This window comes from Mesorhizobium kamtschaticum (assembly GCF_056174585.1).
Window position 1 is genome coordinate 3,817,768 of sequence record NZ_CM149691.1, and the last position, 17,850, is coordinate 3,835,617.

Annotated in this window: 18 protein-coding genes; 7 read left to right on the plus strand and 11 right to left on the minus strand. The window is 64.0% G+C overall.

Annotation, left to right across the window (positions count from 1 at the left end; all coding sequences use genetic code 11):
- The first annotated feature begins 119 nt into the window (after positions 1-119).
- Genes AC0V7N_RS18920 through AC0V7N_RS18940 form a run of 5 tightly spaced genes read left to right on the plus strand, consistent with a single transcriptional unit; the run spans position 120 to position 5,165 of the window.
- Positions 120-956, plus strand: coding sequence for a metallophosphoesterase family protein (locus AC0V7N_RS18920; RefSeq protein WP_475449993.1), 837 nt, complete (start codon positions 120-122; stop codon positions 954-956).
- Positions 953-2,110: an ABC transporter ATP-binding protein gene (locus AC0V7N_RS18925; protein WP_475449994.1), complete on the plus strand. Its 1,158-nt coding sequence runs from the start codon at positions 953-955 to the stop codon at positions 2,108-2,110. Before AC0V7N_RS18920 ends, AC0V7N_RS18925 begins: the two co-directional genes overlap by 4 nt.
- Positions 2,103-3,026: a carbohydrate ABC transporter permease gene (locus AC0V7N_RS18930; RefSeq protein WP_475449995.1), complete on the plus strand. Its 924-nt coding sequence runs from the start codon at positions 2,103-2,105 to the stop codon at positions 3,024-3,026. The genes AC0V7N_RS18925 and AC0V7N_RS18930 overlap by 8 nt, the downstream gene beginning before the upstream one ends.
- The gene (locus AC0V7N_RS18935) at positions 3,023-3,859 is read left to right on the plus strand and encodes a carbohydrate ABC transporter permease (RefSeq protein ID WP_475449996.1); all 837 of its coding nucleotides are present in this window, start codon (positions 3,023-3,025) and stop codon (positions 3,857-3,859) included. Before AC0V7N_RS18930 ends, AC0V7N_RS18935 begins: the two co-directional genes overlap by 4 nt.
- 40 nt (positions 3,860-3,899) lie before the next feature.
- Positions 3,900-5,165, plus strand: a complete 1,266-nt coding sequence (locus tag AC0V7N_RS18940; RefSeq protein ID WP_475449997.1) for an ABC transporter substrate-binding protein — start codon at positions 3,900-3,902, stop codon at positions 5,163-5,165.
- Positions 5,166-5,210: 45 nt separating this feature from the next.
- Here AC0V7N_RS18940 and AC0V7N_RS18945 read toward each other — a convergent pair whose 3' ends face one another.
- The 11 genes from AC0V7N_RS18945 to AC0V7N_RS18995 form a co-directional block, all read right to left on the minus strand.
- Positions 5,211-6,098, minus strand: a complete 888-nt coding sequence (locus AC0V7N_RS18945) for an amidohydrolase family protein (RefSeq protein WP_475449998.1) — start codon at positions 6,096-6,098, stop codon at positions 5,211-5,213.
- Positions 6,098-7,234 (minus strand): vWA domain-containing protein, encoded by a 1,137-nt coding sequence (locus AC0V7N_RS18950; RefSeq protein WP_475460393.1) that lies wholly within the window; start codon positions 7,232-7,234, stop codon positions 6,098-6,100. Before AC0V7N_RS18950 ends, AC0V7N_RS18945 begins: the two co-directional genes overlap by 1 nt.
- A gap of 202 nt (positions 7,235-7,436) precedes the next feature.
- Positions 7,437-8,318: an AAA family ATPase gene (locus AC0V7N_RS18955; RefSeq protein WP_475449999.1), complete on the minus strand. Its 882-nt coding sequence runs from the start codon at positions 8,316-8,318 to the stop codon at positions 7,437-7,439.
- 8 nt (positions 8,319-8,326) lie between these two features.
- Positions 8,327-9,331: a xanthine dehydrogenase family protein molybdopterin-binding subunit gene (locus AC0V7N_RS18960; protein WP_475450000.1), complete on the minus strand. Its 1,005-nt coding sequence runs from the start codon at positions 9,329-9,331 to the stop codon at positions 8,327-8,329.
- Between the two features lies 1 nt (position 9,332).
- Positions 9,333-10,700, minus strand: coding sequence for a xanthine dehydrogenase family protein molybdopterin-binding subunit (locus tag AC0V7N_RS18965; protein WP_475450001.1), 1,368 nt, complete (start codon positions 10,698-10,700; stop codon positions 9,333-9,335).
- A 12-nt stretch (positions 10,701-10,712) separates the two neighbouring features.
- Positions 10,713-11,195: a (2Fe-2S)-binding protein gene (locus AC0V7N_RS18970; RefSeq protein WP_475450002.1), complete on the minus strand. Its 483-nt coding sequence runs from the start codon at positions 11,193-11,195 to the stop codon at positions 10,713-10,715.
- 61 nt (positions 11,196-11,256) lie between these two features.
- Complete coding sequence (locus tag AC0V7N_RS18975; protein ID WP_475450003.1) at positions 11,257-12,051, minus strand: FAD binding domain-containing protein; 795 nt, start codon at positions 12,049-12,051, stop codon at positions 11,257-11,259.
- Between the two features lie 11 nt (positions 12,052-12,062).
- Positions 12,063-12,506 (minus strand): SRPBCC family protein, encoded by a 444-nt coding sequence (locus AC0V7N_RS18980; RefSeq protein ID WP_475450004.1) that lies wholly within the window; start codon positions 12,504-12,506, stop codon positions 12,063-12,065.
- A gap of 120 nt (positions 12,507-12,626) precedes the next feature.
- Positions 12,627-13,454 (minus strand): helix-turn-helix domain-containing protein, encoded by an 828-nt coding sequence (locus tag AC0V7N_RS18985; protein WP_475450005.1) that lies wholly within the window; start codon positions 13,452-13,454, stop codon positions 12,627-12,629.
- A gap of 178 nt (positions 13,455-13,632) precedes the next feature.
- A complete protein-coding gene (locus tag AC0V7N_RS18990) occupies positions 13,633-14,631 on the minus strand; it encodes an ABC transporter permease (protein WP_475450006.1) in 999 nt (332 codons plus the stop codon).
- Positions 14,632-14,666: 35 nt separating this feature from the next.
- Entirely contained in the window at positions 14,667-15,407 is a 741-nt protein-coding gene (locus AC0V7N_RS18995; protein WP_475450007.1) for an ATP-binding cassette domain-containing protein, read from the minus strand.
- 486 nt (positions 15,408-15,893) lie between these two features.
- Between AC0V7N_RS18995 and AC0V7N_RS19000 the strand changes: the two genes are divergently transcribed.
- Both AC0V7N_RS19000 and AC0V7N_RS19005 read left to right on the plus strand, forming a co-directional pair.
- On the plus strand, positions 15,894-16,883 hold the full coding sequence (locus AC0V7N_RS19000) for a sugar-binding protein (RefSeq protein WP_475450008.1): 990 nt from the start codon (positions 15,894-15,896) through the stop codon (positions 16,881-16,883).
- 183 nt (positions 16,884-17,066) lie between these two features.
- Positions 17,067-17,849 (plus strand): FadR/GntR family transcriptional regulator, encoded by a 783-nt coding sequence (locus tag AC0V7N_RS19005; RefSeq protein ID WP_475450009.1) that lies wholly within the window; start codon positions 17,067-17,069, stop codon positions 17,847-17,849.
- Position 17,850 lies beyond the last annotated feature (1 nt).

Here is a 17,850-nt window from a genome sequence, read left to right on the forward strand (position 1 = left end):
ACTGTTCGCAATTGCACAATTTATCCCAGCCGCTGTTAAGGAAGTGACATGGAACGGCACTAAGGAAGCCCCATGCGATGCCGCTCGCCGGGGGGCTCGGCTCGCATGGTGGAGCCGGCATGAAAATCGTTCAGATCACAGATACCCATTTCAGCCCGACCAAGCCGCACTTTAACGGCAATTGGCAACCGCTCGCCGCCTGGATCGAGCAGAGCGGTGCGGACCTTGTCATCCACACCGGCGACCTCAGCGTCGACGGTGCCGACAGGGACGACGACATCGCCTTTTGCATGGATTTGATGCGGGAAATCTCCACGCCGATGCTGCTGGTGCCCGGCAATCACGATGTCGGCCATCTCCCGGGTTCGCTGCAGCCGGTCAATGCCGGACGCCTCGAGCGCTGGCGCCGGCTGGTCGGGCCGGATTACTGGATGGAGGACGCTGGAAGTTGGCGCTTCATCGGGCTCGACAGCCTGCTGATGGGGTTTGACGATGCCGAGGACGAGGCGCAGTTCGACTGGCTGCGGACCACGCTTGAAAGCCGGGGCAGCCGCCGCGTCGCGCTCTTCGCCCATAAGCCGCTGTTTGTCGATGAGCCGGGTGAGGGCGATACCGGCTACTGGAGCGTCAGGCCGGCGCAACGCCAGCGCCTCTACGATCTGATCGCCGCTCACGATGTCGCGCTGTTTGCAAGTGGCCACCTGCACCGAGCCTGGCAAGGCGAATACGAAAACACCTCGCTGATATGGGGTCCGTCGGCCGCCTTCGTCGTCGGCGAGATGGAACGCGACATGCCGGGCGAGCGGCTGCTTGGCGCCGTGATCCATCAATTCGGCGACACGGTTGCCAGCGAGATTGTCGCCATCCCCGGCATGACGGCTTACGTCCTCGACGACGTGGTTGCCGACGTCTATCCGCACGAGGCGCACAAGGTTCGAAAGCGGGTCGCGTCATGAGCGCGCTGTCGCTTCGCGGCCTGAAGAAATCCTTCGGCGGCAACGCCATTTTGAACGGCGTCAGCCTTGATGTCGAAGCCGGCGAATTCATCGCACTCGTAGGCCCTTCCGGGTGCGGCAAGAGCACCTTGCTGCGCATCCTGGCAGGGCTCGACCATGCCGACAGCGGCGACATCTTCGTCGGCGGCAGGGACATGTCGCCGATTGCCGCGGCCGACCGCAACATCGCCATGGTGTTCCAGTCCTACGCGCTCTATCCGCATTTGACGGCCGGCCAGAACATCGCCGTGCCGCTTGCCATGAAGCGGCTGAGCCGGTCGCAGCGTCTGCCGCTGGTCGGCTCCTTGCTGCCCGGCCAGAGGGAAGTCCGCACCGGCATTGCGCGCGATGTCCGCGAGATGGCGGGTTTGCTCAAGATCGACCATCTGCTCGACCGCAAGCCGGGGCAGGTGTCGGGCGGCCAGCGGCAACGCGTGGCGCTGGCACGGGCGATGGTGCGCCATCCCAGCATCTTCCTGATGGACGAGCCGCTCTCCAACCTCGATGCCAATCTGCGCGTCCATGCCCGCGGCGAGATCGTCGAGCTGCACCACCGCGCCGGCGTGCCGACACTCTATGTGACGCACGACCAGGCCGAGGCGCTTTCGATGGCCGACCGTGTAGCGGTGATGATCGGCGGCAATCTGCTGCAGCTTGCCGCGCCCGAAATGATCTACAACGATCCCGCCCATATCGAGGTCGCGCGTTTCGTCGGCCAGCCGCGGATCAACATCATCCAGGCACTCGCCGAGAACGGCCGCGTCGGGTTCGAGGGCATCCGGCTGGCCCTGCTGGAGAAAGTGCCGAACGGCCCGGTCAGCCTCGGCATCCGGCCGGAAGCCGTCAAACTGTCCCCCAGCGGGCGCAGCGGCCTTGCCGGGCAGATCGAGCGCCTCGAATTCCTCGGCTCGGAAGTCATCGCCCATTGCCGCCTCGACGCCTCCGGCGACAGTGTCATCGCCAAGCTGGCGCCGCATGAGGCGAGGGACCTGATCGCCGGAATGCCAGTGGGCATTCTTCTGCCTCCCGAACAAGCGATGGTCTTCGGCCCGGATGGCCGGCGTCTGCGCATCGCGGATGTGGCGGGCGCGCCGCAGGAGCCGGCCTATGTCTAGCGTTGCGCTGGCGGGCAATGTCCCGAGCGCCGCAGCACTTCGTGCGCGCAGTGAGGACCGGACCGCCTGGCTGCTGGCGGCGCCGGCGATCGCGCTGCTGCTGCTGTTCGCGCTCTTGCCGGTGGCCGCCGTCATCTTCCTCGGTTTCACCGATTTCGAACTCGGCTACGGCAAGTTTCGCTTCGTTGGTTTCGAGAACTACGCGCATCTCCTGAACGACCGCACCTTTCGCCGATCGCTGTGGAACACATCGGTCTACACGGCGATCGTCGCGCCGGTCTCGATCGTCCTTGGCCTGGGCGTTGCCCTGTTGATCGAAGGCGAGGGGCGGGCGCGCGGCTTTTTCCGCACCGTCTATTTCCTGCCCGTCGCCTCGCTGATCGTCGCCATGGCCACCGTCTGGCAATACATTTTCCACCCGACGATCGGGCCGCTCAACGCGCTGCTCTCGCTGGTCGGCATTCCCGGACCGAACTGGCTCGGCGCGTCGAACACCGTGCTTTACAGCCTGTCGATCATCGGCATCTGGCAGTCGGTCGGCTTCAACATGGTGCTGTTCCTGGCAGGGCTGACGGCGATCCCGCGCGAACTCTATGCCGCCGCTCACGTCGACGGCGCGAAATCGGCGCTCGACCGGTTTTTCCTGGTCACCTGGCCGATGCTCGGGCCGACGACGCTGTTCGTCGTCACCATCAGCATCACCAATGCGGTGAAGGTTTTCGAAACGGTGAAGATGCTGACCGATGGCGGCCCCAACAAGGCCTCCGAAGTGCTGCTTTTCACCATCTACCAGGAAGGGTTCGTCTATCTGCGCGTCGGCTACGCCTCGGCGATGACGGTCGTCTTCCTGGCGATCCTGGTCGTGCTCATGCTTCTGCAATACCGCGTGCTCGACCGGCGGGTGCACTACACATGAGCAGCACCGCCATTCCAGTCGGCCGCATCATCCGCTTCGCGCTGCTTTCGCTCGGCGCGCTGATGATCCTTGCGCCCTACATCTTCATGATCTCGACGGCGGGCAAGACGCAGAGCGACATCTTCACTTCGTCGCTGACGCTCATCCCGCAGCATTTCTACTTCGCCGAGAATTTCGCCAAGGCGTTTGCCAAGGTACCGATGGCGACGCTGCTGTGGAACGGCGTCGTCGTCTGCGGCCTGATCTTCTTCTTCCAGGTCGCGGTCGCGATCCCTTGCGCCTATGCGATGGCCAAGCTGAAGTTCCGCGCCGCGCGGCTGATGATGGTGCTGGTCATGCTCGGCCTGCTGGTGCCGATCCATGCGACGGCGCTGCCGCTCTATGTCGCCTTCGACAAGATGTCGCTGCTCAACAGCTACACCTCGCTGGTGGCGCCCTTCACCATATCGGTGTTCGCGATCTTCATGTTCCTGCAGTTCTTCCGCGCCATGCCCGACGATCTGCTGCACGCGGCACGGCTCGACGGCATGTCGGAACTCGGCATCATCGCCCGCGTCATCGTGCCCAATGCGTGGCCGGCGGTCACCGCATTTGCGATCTTTTCCGTCGTTGCGCACTGGAACGACCTCTACTGGCCGCTGATCGTGGTCAGCAAGCAGGCCTACGCCACGCCGCCGCTCGGCCTGATGTATTTCCGGGCAGCCGAGGCCGGCGACGACTACGGCGCGCTGATGGCCGCCACGCTGATCATCACCCTTCCTCTCGTCGCCGCTTTCCTGCTCGCGCAGAAGCGCTTCGTCGAGGGCATCACCATGACCGGTCTCAAAGGCTGAATTTGCCAATAACTGACTGGGCCAACAAGGAGCACGAGCAATGAAGCATTTTTCCAGGATTTTTGCCGCAGCAGTGGCGTCACTGGCGGCGGCCCTTCCGGCCTATGCCGAAACCACGCTGACGGTCCACTATCCGATGCCTGGCTTCTTCAAGAATGTCATGGACACGATCTCGAAGAAGTTCATGGAGGAAAATCCCGACATCAAGATCCAGTTCGCCAGCCCGTCGGCGACCTATGAGGAAGGCATCCAGACCATCCTTCGCCAGGCCGGCACCGACGAAATGCCCGACATCACTTTCATCGGCCTCAACCGCCTGCGCATGCTCAATGAGCGCGACGTTGCAGTCGATCTCGGCCCGCTGGTCAAGAAGGAAGGCAACATGGCGGAGCTCGGTTTCTCCGACACGATCCTGAAGCTCGCGCAAGTCAACGGCAAGCAGGTTGGTCTCGCCTTCGCCACGTCCAACCCGATCATGTATTACAACGCCGACCTGGTGAAGGCGGCCGGTGGCGATCCGGACAATCCGCCCAAGACCTGGGACGAGGTCATCGCGCTTGGCGGCAAGATCAAGGCGCTTGGCAACGGTGTCGACGGCATCGACTTCCGTTGGCAGGGCGATGACTGGATGTTCTCGGCGCTGCTGTTCGGCGCCGGCGGCAAGATGCTGAACGAGGACGAAAGCAAGGTCGCCTTCAACGGGCCGGAAGGCGAGAAGGCGGTGGAGATCCTGGCGCGGATGGTGAAGGAGGGCGGCATGCCGGTCTTCACCAAGCCGGCGGGCGAGCAGGCTTTCGCGGCCGGCAAGGTCGGCTTCGAGTTCCAGACCACTGGTGCACTGGTCAACACGATCAAGAACGTCGGCGACAAGTTCACGCTGCGCACCGCCAAAATCCCGCTGATCGATCCGGTCAACGGCCATCTGCCGACCGGCGGCAATGCCGTGGTTATCCTGACCAAGGACGCGGCCAAGCAGGAAGCCGCCTGGAAATTCGCGAAATTCGCCGCCGGCCCCTATGGCGCTTCCGTCGTCGTGCCGGGCACCGGCTATGTCCCCAACAATGAGCTGGCGGCGAAATCGTCAGACTATCTCGGCGACTTCTACAAGAAGAACCCGCTGTTCCAGGCCGGGCTGAGCCAGATGCCGCTGATGGTTCCGTGGTATGCCTTCCCGGGCACCAACGGCGTCAAGGTAACGCAGACCATCGTCGACAATCTGTCGCGCATCGTCGACCAGTCGGCCACGCCCAAGGAAGCGCTCACCGACGCGGCCAGCGACGTCGAAGGCATGCTGCCAACGCAGTAAGGGTTTTCCAGGAGCAGCCGCCCCAGCGCGGCGGCTGCCCCTGTGTCAGACGGGTCTGTAGACCCGCTCCGCCGTGTTCCAGAATATATCGGCCTCGGCCGCCGCACCATGCCTGGCCACCGCATCGCGGTGCGCCTTGATCAGCTCGGCGTGGCTGGTCCAGAGCTTCTCGATCGGGAAGTTGGAGCCGAACATCAGGTGGTCCGAGCCCAGAATGTCGATCGCATTGTCGACGATATAGGCGATCAGTGCCGGATCGTTGCGGTGGACGAAGGTGCCGAGGCCGGACAGCTTGGCGTAGAAATTCGGCGCCGCCGACAGCGTGCGCAGGCCGGCCGTCCAGGCTTGGATGGTTTCCGGTTCCATGCCGGTCAGCATGCCGGCATGGGTGAGGATGAAATTGGTTTGCGGGTTTTCGCCGACCAGCGTCAGCCCGTCCTTCATCTGGGCGGGGAAGAGCTGCAGGTCGAAGGACAGGTCATAGTCCTTCAGCCGGGCCACATTGGCGCGCACCTTGGGGGCGATGACCTGATCGGCCGAGGCGGCGAAGCGGAAGGCCGGCGTCTCGTGCCAGTGCAGTTGCATGCGCACGCCGCGCAGCAGCTTGTATTTCATCAGCCGGTCGATCTGGTGGCGGACATCGTCGACCGTCATGTCGGCATAGCCGACGATGGCGTGCGGCCAGCCGGTCTCGTCTGCCGTTTTCTGCAGGAAGGCGACTTCCTTCTCGAAATCCTCCTTCGCCCAGTTGGTCTGGACATAGACTGCCTTTTCGACGCTGGCGCCTTTCTGGTCTTCGAGGAATTCCCCGATCGGGTAGTCGCGGCGGATCGGCTCGTAAGGGCCGAAGATGCGCGGCACCATCGGCCCGACCAGCCAGGGCTGGTCCTGCTGGCGCCAGATGTGGAAATGCGCGTCGATGGCTTTCTGCATCACGATACCCTTTTCCAGATTGTCGATGCCGCGGGGGCAGGGCGGGCGAGCGACAGGATGAAATCGGCGAGGCCGGCGAGCGAGGAGCCGTCGACCAGATCGTCCAGCACCGGCAGGATGGCGCGGAGCGCCGCCGTCACTGGGCGAAAGCGCGGGTCGCCGGCTAAAGGTGTTGCCAGCGACAGCCGGAAGGCGCGGGCACTCAGCCTTCGCATCGCTGTCTCCAGCTCGGCATGGTCGCCGCGCTCCAGCGCGTCGGAGAGAATGACGATCGCGGCACCGCGTGCAAAGGACGAGAAGCGTGGCACCGACAGGAAGGCGAGCAGGGTCGGCCCCATTCTGGTGCCGCCATCCCAATCATCAACTTGTGCGGCCGCGCGGGCCAGCGCCTGGTCGCGGTCGCGGATGCGGAGGGCCGTGGTGATGCGGGTCAGCCGCGTGCCGAAAGTGAAGATTTCGGCGCGGTCCGCACCCTGCACGGCGGCATGCGCCAGCTTGAGATAGTCCGCCGTGTGCAGCTTCATCGAGCCGGAGACATCGATCAGCAGCAGCAGCTTGCGCGGCACCGTTTGGCGGCGGCGCAGGAGTGGCGAGGGGACGTCGCCGTCGGCGCTGACGATTTCGCGCAGCGAGCGGCGCAGATCGAGCTTGCCGTGCGAATGGGTGCGCACGGTGCGGAAGGAGCGGCGGGCGGGCAGGGCGGTAGACAGCTTGCGGCGGAAGGCGGTCAGCCCTTGATCGTCGCGCTGGAAATCGCGGGTGCTCAATTGCTCCAGGACCGAGGAAAGTTCGCCGCCTTCTTCGTTGCGATCGGCCTCGGTCTGCTCTTCGTCGGCGCCGCCATCATCCTTGATACGGGTTTCCTCATCGGCGTCACCTTCGACCACGGCTGAAGTGTTGCCGTAGAAATGGCTCTGGAAATGCGCTTCGAATTCGTCGCGGCGGTCGGGCGAGGGGGCGAGCGTGGCAAGAGCGGCCTCTCGGATGTCGCCCATCGAGCGTGGTCCGAGCAGTGTTATTGCCTGCATGAAGCCGGTGACTTGTTCGGGGGCGATGGCGAAGCCGTAGCGGCGGAGCAGGCGGCCGAAACCGAGCAAGGGTGCGGCGGCGCGGGGCAAGCTTTCTCCCCGCATTATTGTGTGTCGCCCCCCTCTGTCCTGCCGGACATCTCCCCCTCAAGGGGGGAGATTGGCAGCTTTGACGCTTCGCTCAGCTCTGCGACGCTGGAGATTGGCGAAAGCCGCAATGACAGGTGATCTCCCCACTTGAGGGGGAGATGTCCGGCAGGACAGAGAGGGGGGCTGTCCCGCCAGCGTTGCGGATCATTGAGGTCCCGCGTCACCCCAGAGCCTCCTCAACAATCCGGCCAAGCTCCGGCGCGATGCAGGACAAATCTTCCTCGTCCTTGATCAGCACGCCGATGGCGCGACGGAAGGCTTCCGGCCAGGGGCTGCCGCCTTTTTCGAGGATGGTGGCGGCATTGGCCCATTCGACGGCCTCGGCGATGCCGGGCGGCTTGGCCAGCGGGCGAGCACGGATGGTCTGCACGGCTGACGCCACGGCGCGCGCGGTGGCCTCGGCGACATCGCCGGCGCGCAGCATGATGATGGCGGCTTCGCGCTCGGCATCGGGATAGCCGATCCAGTGGTAGACGCAGCGCCGGCGCAGCGCTTCGGCGAGTTCGCGGGTGCGGTTCGAGGTCAGGATGACGATCGGTTGTGCGGTGGCGCGGATGGTGCCGCGCTCGGGAATGCTGATCTGGAAATCGGAGAGGAATTCCAAAAGCAGCGCCTCGAATTCATGGTCCGAACGGTCGATCTCGTCGACCAGCAGCACGCGTTGCTCTGGTGCCCTCAGCACCTGCAGGAGCGGGCGAGCGATCAAAAACCGGTCGTCATAGATATCGATCTCATGCTCGCCGGCATGGCGGATGGCGAGCAGCTGGCGTTGATAATTCCATTCGTAGAGCGCATGCGCGGCATCGATGCCTTCGTAACATTGCAGCCGTACCAGATCGCGGCCCAGCAGCTCGGCGATTGCCTTGGCCGCTTCCGTCTTGCCGACGCCCGGTACGCCTTCGAGCAGCAGCGGCTTGCCGAGCCGGATCGCCAGGAAGATGGCGGTTGCCAGGCTGTCGTCGGCCAGATAGCGCGAGGCGGCGAGATGCTGCGCCACCGCCTCCGGCGAGGTCGCGACAGTCTCTGCATTCACTCCAGACATCGCGTCTCTCAATTCGCCGCTTGCGCCTTGAGCGCGCGCAGGATGCGCTCCGGCGTGATCGGCAGCGTGTCGACGCGCACGCCGACCGCGTCGAAGACGGCGTTGGCAACCGCCGGTATCTGCGGATTGGCGCACATTTCGCCCGGTCCCTTGGCGCCGTAAGGTCCGTCGGCCGACGGCCGTTCCAACACAATGATCTCAGTCTCGGCGAGGTCGCCGGGTCCAGGCATCAGATATTGGTTGAAATCGGTGCCGCCATGGTCGCGGTTGGGATAATAGGGCTCGGTCGTCTCGTAGAGCGCGTGGCTGATGCCCATCCAGGAACCGCCGACCAGCTGCTGCTCGACCATTTTCGGATTCAGCGCGCGGCCGATCTCGAAGACGTTCTTCACGTTAAGCACCGTGACCTCGCCGGTCTCGTCATCAACCTCGACCTCGGCCACGGTGCAGGCATGCGCATAGCAGGTCGACGGCTTCATCGCGCCGGTTTCCTTCTCGGGATAGGAACGCGGGATCAGGAACATGCCGCGGCCTGAGATCGAGCGGCCGCGCTTGAAATGCGCCGACAGCGCGACATCGAAGATCGAGATCGATTTCTGCGGCGCACCCTTGATCAGTATGTTGCCCTGGCCATCGGTCTCGAGGTCGGAGGCGTTGACCTCCAGTTCCTCAGCCGCCACTTCCAGCATCACCTGGCGCGCTTCCTTCGCCGCCTGGATGACGGCATTGCCGGCGCGGTGGGTGCCGCGCGAGGCGAAGGTGCCCATGCAGTGCGGGCCGGTATCGGTATCGGCGGTGTCGACGACGACACGGTCGGTCGGCACGCCGATCGTCTCGGCGCAGATCTGCGCCATGATCTGCTTCATGCCCTGGCCGAGATCGACGGACGACAGTGTCACCATGAAGTTGCCGGTCGGTGTCGAATGGACCAGCGCCTGCGTTGGGTCGCCGCCGAGATTCATGCCCGTGGGATAGTTGATGGCGGCAACGCCGCGTCCGCGCCGGATCGCCATCTCAGGCTCCCTTCACGTAGGAGGACATCGCCATGTACTTCTCCGCCACCGGCCAGTTGGCGGCGCGCGAGGCCTCCTGCATGCACTCGATCAACGCCGCGCCTTCGGTCGGCTGGCGATGCGCCTTCATGTCGCCGTCGCGATAGGCGTTGATGAAGCGGAATTCGAGCGGGTCCATGCCGATCAGCCGCGCCAGCTTGTCCATCTGCACCTCCAGCGCGAAGTCGCCGATGGTGACGCCGAAGCCGCGCATGGCCGAGGACGGCGTGCGGTTGGTGTAGACGCAGTAGGTGTCGATCCAGACATTCGGGATGGTGTAGGGGCCTGGATAGTGCCCGGCGCCCTTCTGAGCGCCATAGGGCGAGTGGCGTGAGTAGGCGCCGGCATCGGTGTAGCCGGTAACCTTGCGCGCGATGATGCGGCCGTCCTTCATCACGCCGTCCTTGATGACGACCTTTTCGGCGGCGCGGGGCGAAGAGATCTGCATCTCCTCTTCGCGGCTGTAGATGAAGGAGACCGGGCGGCCAGTGAGCTTGGCGCCGAGGATGGCGATCGGCTCGACGATGACGTCGACCTTGCCGCCAAAGCCGCCGCCGACGGTGCCGCCGACGAAATGCAGCTTGCTGCCCGGCATCTGCAGGATGATCGAGGCGTTGTCGAGGGTGAAGAACATCGCCTGCGTGTTGGTGTAGCAGGTGAAGCGGTCATTGCCCTCGGGCGCCACGATGCAGCCGGTGGTCTCGGTCGGCGCATGCTCGATCGGCGAGGACTGATAGCTTTGTTCGAGGATGTGATCGGCGCCGGCGAAGCCCGCCTCGACGTCGCCGAAACGCACCTTGCGGCACTCGCCGCTGTCATAGAGATAATAGTTCTGGCCGTGATATTCGTTGACCAGCGGCGCGCCGGGTTTCAGCGCCTCCTCCATGTCGAAGACGGCCGGCAACACCTCGTAGTCGACCTTGACCTTGGCGGCGGCTTCCTGCGCGGCGCGCTCGGTCTCGGCCAGCACCGCCACCACGGCCTCGCCCTTCCAGCGCACCTTGCCGTCGGCCAGCACCGTCTCGTCCTCCGGCCCGATCTGGATCAGGATCAGGATGGTGTAGACATTGTGCGGCACGTCCTTGGCGGTCAGTATTTTGACCACCCCCGGATGCTTCTCCGCTCCCGAGGTGTCGATCGAGCGGATGCGGGCATGGTGGTGCGGGCTGCGCACCATCTTCAGGTGCAGCATGCCGGGAAAGTTGCGGTCGGCGAAAAAGGCTGTCTTGCCGGTGACATGGCCGGGCGAATCCGAGCGCGGTCTCGGCTGGCCGATCTCGTGCAGATCGTCCTTGCGCACATCGGCGAAGTAGTTTTTCCGCAGTTCCATTCTTTTGCTCCCTCAAGCCGCGTTCTGAGAGTTGGACCGCGCGGCGGTGAGCACCGCCTGGATGATCGGCTCGTAGCCGGTGCAGCGGCAGATGTTGCCGGACAGCGCCTCCACCACCTCGACACGGCTGGGGTTGGGCGTGTGGTCGAGCAGCACCTTTGCGGCCATGATCATGCCCGGCGTGCAGAAGCCGCATTGCGTGGCGAAGGCGTCGAGGAAGGCGCGCTGCAAGGGATGCAAGACGCCACTTTCCGACAGTCCTGACAGCGTGGTGATGGTTGTTCCGTTGCAGGTTTCAGCCAGCGTCAGGCAGGACAGCCTCAGCTCACCGTCGATGATGACGGAGCAGGCGCCGCAGGTGCCTTGGTGGCAGCCGCCTTTCGGCGAGGTGTCGCCGACCTTGTCGCGCAAGGCGTTGAGCAGCGTCGTGCCGCTGTCGATGAATTCGGCTTTTTCGGAGCCGTTGAGCGTGAACTGAACCGGGACCTTCGCCATGTTTCCTCCTTGCGCGCCTGTCCGACGGATCGGACAGACGCGCGCCCCCCAACGGGTGATTTCAGGTCAGCAGCAGCCGGCCGAGATGGACCGGCAGGACTTCAGCGCGATACCAGGCGCTGGCGATCGGATCGGTGATCGGTGCGGTGCCTTCGGTGGCGGCGGCCAGCGCTGCCGCGATGCCGTTCTGGTCAAGCGACTTTCCCTTGAGCGCCTTTTCCGCCGCCTTGGCACGCACCGGCCGGTCAGCCATGCAGCCAAGCGCGATCCGCGCCGAAGAGATAGTGCCGTCGGCAGCCTGTTCCAGAACCGCGGCGATGCTGAGCACCGAGACGCCCTTGGGCTTGACCCGCGACACTTTCAGGAAGCGGAAGCTGTCGGCCTTCGGCAGCGTGAAGCTGACTGACGTGACGATGGCACGGCTGTCGTCACGCGCGGAAAGAAATGCCTCGATGGGCAATTCGCCGTCATCAGTACCGACCATGGCGTCGAGCGCCAGCAAGGCCACGGCGAAATCGCCATAGGGCGCCGGCGCGAACAGATTGCCGCCGACGGTCGCCATGTTGCGGATCGCCGGACCGCCGACGGCGCGCGCGGCCTTGGCGAGCGTGCCGAGGTCGGGATGACGGGCGATCGCCGCCATCGTCACCGAAGCGCCGATGCGGACCTTGCTACCGGAGACCGCGATGGCCGACAAAGCCGGGTCGGTCGACCTGACAAGGCCGGAGATCGAGACATCACCTTCATTGGCCGCGCGGATGACGAGCGTGCCGCCGCCGAGATATCGAGTGCCCTGTGCTTTCAGTGCCGCGTTGGCGTCCTTCACCGTTGCGAAAGTCTGGAGTGCCAGCGCCATGGCTCGCTCCTTCAGCTCTGGCCGGCAAAATGGCTCTTCAGGGCATTGAAGCCGCCCTGGAAGACGTTGGCGCCCATGCCAGCGGCGATCTTGTCGGCTTCTTCGGGGGCTGCATCGAAGCTGGCGGTCCATTCGGCATAGGTGCGGTCGCCGTCGGTGACGCGCCTGAGCTGCAATGTCGCCTTGTGGTTGGTGAGCGGCTGCGGCGTCTCCAGGATGGAATAGCTGACGAGGAAGGTCTCATCGGAGAAGTCGAGCAGTTTTTCACGGATGCGGGCGCCGCTGGCGAGCTCGAAATTGCGCACGCAGCCGATCGTGCCGGCGTCCTTGCCGTCCTCGATATGGCTTTCGACCATGCGCGGATGCCAGCCCGGCAGGCCGTTGAAGTCGCGTATGCGCGCCCAGACCTTTTCGACCGGCGCGTCGATGACGCTGGAGATGGTGACTTTGGCCATAGGACGTTCCCTTGCGAATGCGACAGCTGGGCAAGGGTAGGGCGCCGGCCGCGGCGACGCTTATCAAAGCGTCTTGTGTGCGTATCAAGGAGTCTGAAAAAGCGGGCTCGGCAGGCAGGCTCAGGCGTTCGCCCGCGCGGCTTCGCGGTAGAGCGTCGGCGGCACGCCGACATGGTCGCGGAAGAAGCGCGAGAAATTGCCCTGCGTGGTGAAGCCGAGATTGCAGGCAACCGAAATCAGCGGCTCCTGCGACCACTGCAGCTGCCGCACCGCTTCCTCCATGCGCAGCGTGTTCCAGTAGACGTTGGGCGTCAGATTGGTCTGTTCCTTGAACAAAGCGAAGAAATGCGGCCGCGACAAGCCGACGCTGCGCGCCACGTCATCGAAGGAGATGCGCTCGCAGACATTGGCCTTCATCAGCTGGATAGCCTTGCGGACGCGGAAATCCTGCATGGTGTTGATGCGAATGCGCGCTTCGTGCGGCGCCGAGGCATCGGCGGCATCGAGCACCGAGTCGATAAAGCGCTCGATCTCGTAATTGGCGACATCGTCGACGCTTTCATTGTCGGTCAGATGGTCGAGCAGGCTGGCGGCTGCCTGATGCAGCCAGGGCTCCAGCGTGATGGCCGCCTGCGAAAACAGCGGCGCGGAGGAGGGCAGGTCGCGGCGACGCCGCGCCCAGTCGGGATCGATGTAGAAGGCCAGGAACAGGCCCGGCCTGCCGTTCTGCGACAGGACGTGGCTGTGCGGCTGGAAGGAATTGATGCCGGCGGCGGTGCAGGGTCCGAGCCGGACCGTCTCGCGGCCGATGGTCATCTCGCCGGCGGTGCCTTCGAGCCAGATGATCAGATGCGCCTCGACATGGGCATGGGTGACGAAGTCGCTTGCGACATTCAGGACAGAAACATGTCCGAACCGGCCCCAGTAGAGCCTGATCGCGTCCGTCATGGGTATAACCTCCCGCAGACGACTGGCCTCCCTTCGCCTGCATCGAGGATTGTGCGGCCGGTTTCCGGTCTCCGTCAAGGCATAGGCTGTTGGCGGGTAGCCATGGCGAGCCGCTTCAGCCGATTTTCAGACTGAGCGATAGGCACCGGAACGAATAACGCTTCGACGACGACAGATCTCAATCGCTGCGCCTGAAATTGCGGATGCGGTCGAACAGCACGGCAAGCAGGATGGCGCCGCCGATGAAGACACCTTGCCAAAAGGCGTTGATGCCAAGCAGGCCGAGGCTGTTGCGGATCACCTCGATGAGGGCCGCACCGACAATGGCGCCGAAGGCGGTGCCGACGCCGCCGGCCAGATTGGCGCCGCCGATGACGGTGGCGGCGATGACCTGCAATTCCATGCCGGTGCCGAGATTGGTGGTGACCGCACCCAGCCAACCGGTCTGGATAATGCCGGCAATGCCGGCCGCCAGCGCTGAGATCATGTAGACCGCGACCTTGATCTGCTTCACCGGGACGCCGGTCAGCGTTGCCGCGTGCTCGTTGCCGCCAATGGCGAAGATATGCCGGCCGAACTTGGTCCAGCGCAGGGTAAAGCCGGTGATCAGCGCCAGTATGATGGTGTAGAGCACCGGATTGGCGATGCCGAATACCCAGGCACCGCCGCCAAGCGCCAGCAGCTTGTTGTGGTCCGGGCCAAACTGGAAGACGACGGTGTTGTTGGAGGCAACCATGGCCAGGCTGCGGGCGATCGACAGCATGCCAAGTGTGACGACGAAGGGTGGAAAGCCGATATAAGCGATCAGAATGCCGTTGAAGGCGCCGATGGCGAGTGCGGTGGCAATCGAGGCCAGGATGCCGATTTCGATCGAATAGCCGGCATGCATGGTGACGGCCAGCACCATCGACGACAGGCACAGCACCGAACCAACCGACAGGTCGATGCCGCCGGTGATGATGACGAAGGTCATGCCGAGCGCGATGATAGCGACGAAGGTGACATTACGGGTGATGTTGTAGAGGTTCTTCGAGGTGGCGAACGCGTCGGTGGCAAACGACAGGAACAGGCAGGCGAGGATCACGGCTATCACCACCCAGAAGGTCTGGCTGGCGAACATCCTTGTCAACAAGGATTGCTGCTTGTGCACGATCGGCTGGTCAATTGTCAGTGCCATCGTCGACCTTACCCCATAGAGAAAACGCTTGAAAATCAAACCTGTTCGATGGCGCCGGTGATCAGCCCGGTGACTTCCTCGGGCGAGCTCGACGCGATCGTCTTGTCGGCCACCTTACGACCGCGCCGCATGACGATGACGCGGTCGGCGACGTCGAAGACGTCGGGCATGCGGTGACTGATCAGCACGACTGATATGCCCTGGTCGCGCAGCCGGCGGATCAGGTTCAGGACCTCGGCCACCTGCCTGACGGAAATTGCCGCGGTCGGCTCGTCCATCAGCACGATCTTGGCCTGCGACAGCCTGGTGCGGGCGATCGCCACCGCCTGGCGCTGGCCGCCGGACATCTGCTTGACGAGATCGCGTGGCCGGGTCTCGGACTTCAGCTCGGCAAAAATCTGGCCGGCGCGCTTGTACATGGTGGCGTAGTCGAGGATGCGGAACGGGCCGACGCCGCGCCGCAATTCGCGGCCGAGATAGACGTTCGCCGCCGCGGTCAGATTGTTGCAGAGTGCCAGGTCCTGGTGGACGATCTCGATGCCGTGCTGGCGGGCCTCGACGGGCTTGTGCAGGATCAGTTCCTTGTCGTCCATGCGCATCGAGCCATGGCTCGGCCGGAAATTGCCGGCGATCATCTTGACCAGTGTCGACTTGCCGGCGCCGTTGTCGCCCATCAGGCCGACGACCTGGCCGGGCTCGATCGACAACGACACGTCGTTGACCGCCTGGATGGCGCCGAAATGCTTCGAGATGTTGGTGAGTTCGAGAACCGCCACCAGCCTTTGCCTCCCCGTGCTGCCGCAGGCCCAGGACAGGATGCGGCTTTCACATCGCTCTCTCCAGCTCCTCCCGGAAACAGCGATGGCAGGCATTTACGCAAATGCCCGCGCGGGCGTCAATTGTCAGACGAATAAGAACCGGCAATTGTCGGGGAAATAAGGTCGGCGACTTCCAGGACACAGATTTTGCCATTTCGAAAAATCCGTTTTGTAGGACAAATGGCATTGACGTTGGCTTCGCGCCGTTATTAGCTGAGTGCTGGAGGAGTACTCCACCGACCCTGTTGCCGGTTTATCGCGCGCGGTCTGGTGGAAATTGTCGGTCCTTGCCAGCCCACTCTGGATCTGGCTGACCGAACTGAAAAATGCTTATCGACCTGGCTTGGTGACACGAGCGCTCGCATAACGATCCTCTGTCATCGCTCCCGGGTTGGTCTGTGTGGCGGGCACGCCGTGTCCGTCTGTTTCCAAGGGAGGACTGATATGAGGAAAACAGTTTTGCTCGCCGCCGTCGCCGCCATGGCGCTGGGCGCTGGGCCGGCTTTGGCCAAGAAGCAGCTCGTCATCGTGGTGAAAGGTCTCGACAATCCGTTCTTCGAAGCCATCCACCAGGGTTGCGAGAAGTGGAACAAGGAAAACGCCAGCTCGGAATATGAATGCTTCTACACCGGTCCGGCATCGACTTCCGACGAAGCCGGCGAGGCGCAGATCGTTCAGGACATGCTGAGCAAGGCCGACACGGTGGCGATGGCGATTTCACCGTCCAACGCGCCGCTGATCGCGCAGACGATCAAGACCGCCAACCCGACGATCCCGATCATGACCATCGACGCCGACCTCGCCAAGGAGGATGCAGCACTTCGCAAGACCTATCTCGGCACCGACAACTATCTGATGGGCAAGAAGATCGGCGAGTACATCAAGAAGGGCAAGCCGAACGGCGGCACGATCTGCACCATCGAAGGCAATCCTGCGGCCGACAACATCCTGCGTCGTGCGCAAGGCATGCGTGACGCGCTGTCGGGCAAGGAAGGCCTCGCGGCACTTGCCGGTGAAGGCGGCTGGACGGAAGTCGCCGGCTGCCCGGTGTTCACCAATGACGATGGCGCCAAGGGCGTGCAGGCGATGACCGACATCCTCGCCGCAAATCCCAAGCTCGATGCCTTCGGCATCATGGGCGGCTGGCCGCTGTTCGGCGCGCCGCAGCCCTATCGCGATCTGTTCGGGCCGCTCAAGGACCGGATAGCCAAGAACGACTTCGTCATCGGGGCCGCCGACACGATCGGCGACGAGGTGGCGATCGCCCGGGATGGCCTTGTCACCGCGCTGGTCGGCCAGCGGCCGTTCGAAATGGGCTACAAGGCGCCTTCGGTGATGATCGATCTCATCAAGGGCACCAAGGTCGCCGATCCGGTGTTCACCGGCCTCGACGAATGTACCAAGGACACGGTCGACACCTGTATCCAGAAGTAAGTCTTTCGATCCGGGGCGCTCCGCTGACGGGCGCCCCGTCAATTCCTGAGCGAGACGCCGTGGCGAGGGGCAACAGGCTCCGGCCTTGACGCGTCCGTGGTTTGGATTTTCGGCAACGGGATCGGCGCGCGGTGCAGCTTCGGGTCAATCCGGGCGACAGACGACCGACCTATTGGAACGTGGATGCCGGACGAGAAGGCAAAGAAACAAGCCAGCCGGGCCAAGGCTCAAGCCAACAGCGGTCCGGCGGTCGTGCGCAGGGCGGATGCGGCGCACTTTGTCGGGTCCAGCGTCCACGCCTCGCTCGCCAGCGAGATTGGTCTCAGAATCGTGCGCGGCGATTATCCGCCCGGCAGCATCCTGCCCAATGAGGCCAAATGGGCCGAGACCTTCAACGTCAGCCGCTCGGCGGTGCGCGAGGCGATCAAGATGCTGATGGCAAAGAGCCTTTTGGCGTCACGCCCCAAGATCGGCAGTTGGGTGGAGCCGAAGGAGCGCTGGAACCTGCTCGACCGCGACGTGCTTGCCTGGTACGCGACCGCACCCGATCGCGAAGCCTTCCTGCGCACGGTGCAGGAGTTCCGCCATATCATCGAACCGGAAGCCTCCGCCTTTGCCGCCATGCGGCGCAGCGACGAGCAGATGGCCGAGATCAGCTTGGCCTGCCGCGAGATGGGCGAGGCGGCGAACCTGCCGGAACGCATCCGCGCCGACACACGCTTTCACCTCGCCATCCTGCGGGCCTCGGGCAACGACCTTCTGGTGCCGCTCGGCGTGCTGATCGAGTCCGCGCTCGACCATCTTTTCGTCTTCACCACGCGCCAGGTCGGCGACCAGCGGCGGGCGCAGAAACTGCATGAGGCGATCGAGAAGAGCATCCGCCTGCAACGGCCGGCGGCGGCGCGCAACGCGGTTCGCAAGCTGCTCGCCGACACCGATGAAGGGATCGGAAGCCGGCGGCGATAGG

Bases quoted from the DNA above. Each gene is read 5' to 3' on its own strand.
- AC0V7N_RS18920 (WP_475449993.1), top strand. From the start codon at position 120: ATGAAAATCGTTCAGATCACAGATACCCATTTCAGCCCGACCAAGCCG.
- AC0V7N_RS18925 (WP_475449994.1), top strand. From the start codon at position 953: ATGAGCGCGCTGTCGCTTCGCGGCCTGAAGAAATCCTTCGGCGGCAAC.
- AC0V7N_RS18930 (WP_475449995.1), top strand. From the start codon at position 2,103: ATGTCTAGCGTTGCGCTGGCGGGCAATGTCCCGAGCGCCGCAGCACTT.
- AC0V7N_RS18935 (WP_475449996.1), top strand. From the start codon at position 3,023: ATGAGCAGCACCGCCATTCCAGTCGGCCGCATCATCCGCTTCGCGCTG.
- AC0V7N_RS18940 (WP_475449997.1), top strand. From the start codon at position 3,900: ATGAAGCATTTTTCCAGGATTTTTGCCGCAGCAGTGGCGTCACTGGCG.
- AC0V7N_RS18945 (WP_475449998.1), bottom strand. From the start codon at position 6,098: ATGCAGAAAGCCATCGACGCGCATTTCCACATCTGGCGCCAGCAGGAC.
- AC0V7N_RS18955 (WP_475449999.1), bottom strand. From the start codon at position 8,318: ATGTCTGGAGTGAATGCAGAGACTGTCGCGACCTCGCCGGAGGCGGTG.
- AC0V7N_RS18960 (WP_475450000.1), bottom strand. From the start codon at position 9,331: ATGGCGATCCGGCGCGGACGCGGCGTTGCCGCCATCAACTATCCCACG.
- AC0V7N_RS18965 (WP_475450001.1), bottom strand. From the start codon at position 10,700: ATGGAACTGCGGAAAAACTACTTCGCCGATGTGCGCAAGGACGATCTG.
- AC0V7N_RS18970 (WP_475450002.1), bottom strand. From the start codon at position 11,195: ATGGCGAAGGTCCCGGTTCAGTTCACGCTCAACGGCTCCGAAAAAGCC.
- AC0V7N_RS18975 (WP_475450003.1), bottom strand. From the start codon at position 12,051: ATGGCGCTGGCACTCCAGACTTTCGCAACGGTGAAGGACGCCAACGCG.
- AC0V7N_RS18980 (WP_475450004.1), bottom strand. From the start codon at position 12,506: ATGGCCAAAGTCACCATCTCCAGCGTCATCGACGCGCCGGTCGAAAAG.
- AC0V7N_RS18985 (WP_475450005.1), bottom strand. From the start codon at position 13,454: ATGACGGACGCGATCAGGCTCTACTGGGGCCGGTTCGGACATGTTTCT.
- AC0V7N_RS18990 (WP_475450006.1), bottom strand. From the start codon at position 14,631: ATGGCACTGACAATTGACCAGCCGATCGTGCACAAGCAGCAATCCTTG.
- AC0V7N_RS19000 (WP_475450008.1), top strand. From the start codon at position 15,894: ATGAGGAAAACAGTTTTGCTCGCCGCCGTCGCCGCCATGGCGCTGGGC.
- AC0V7N_RS19005 (WP_475450009.1), top strand. From the start codon at position 17,067: ATGCCGGACGAGAAGGCAAAGAAACAAGCCAGCCGGGCCAAGGCTCAA.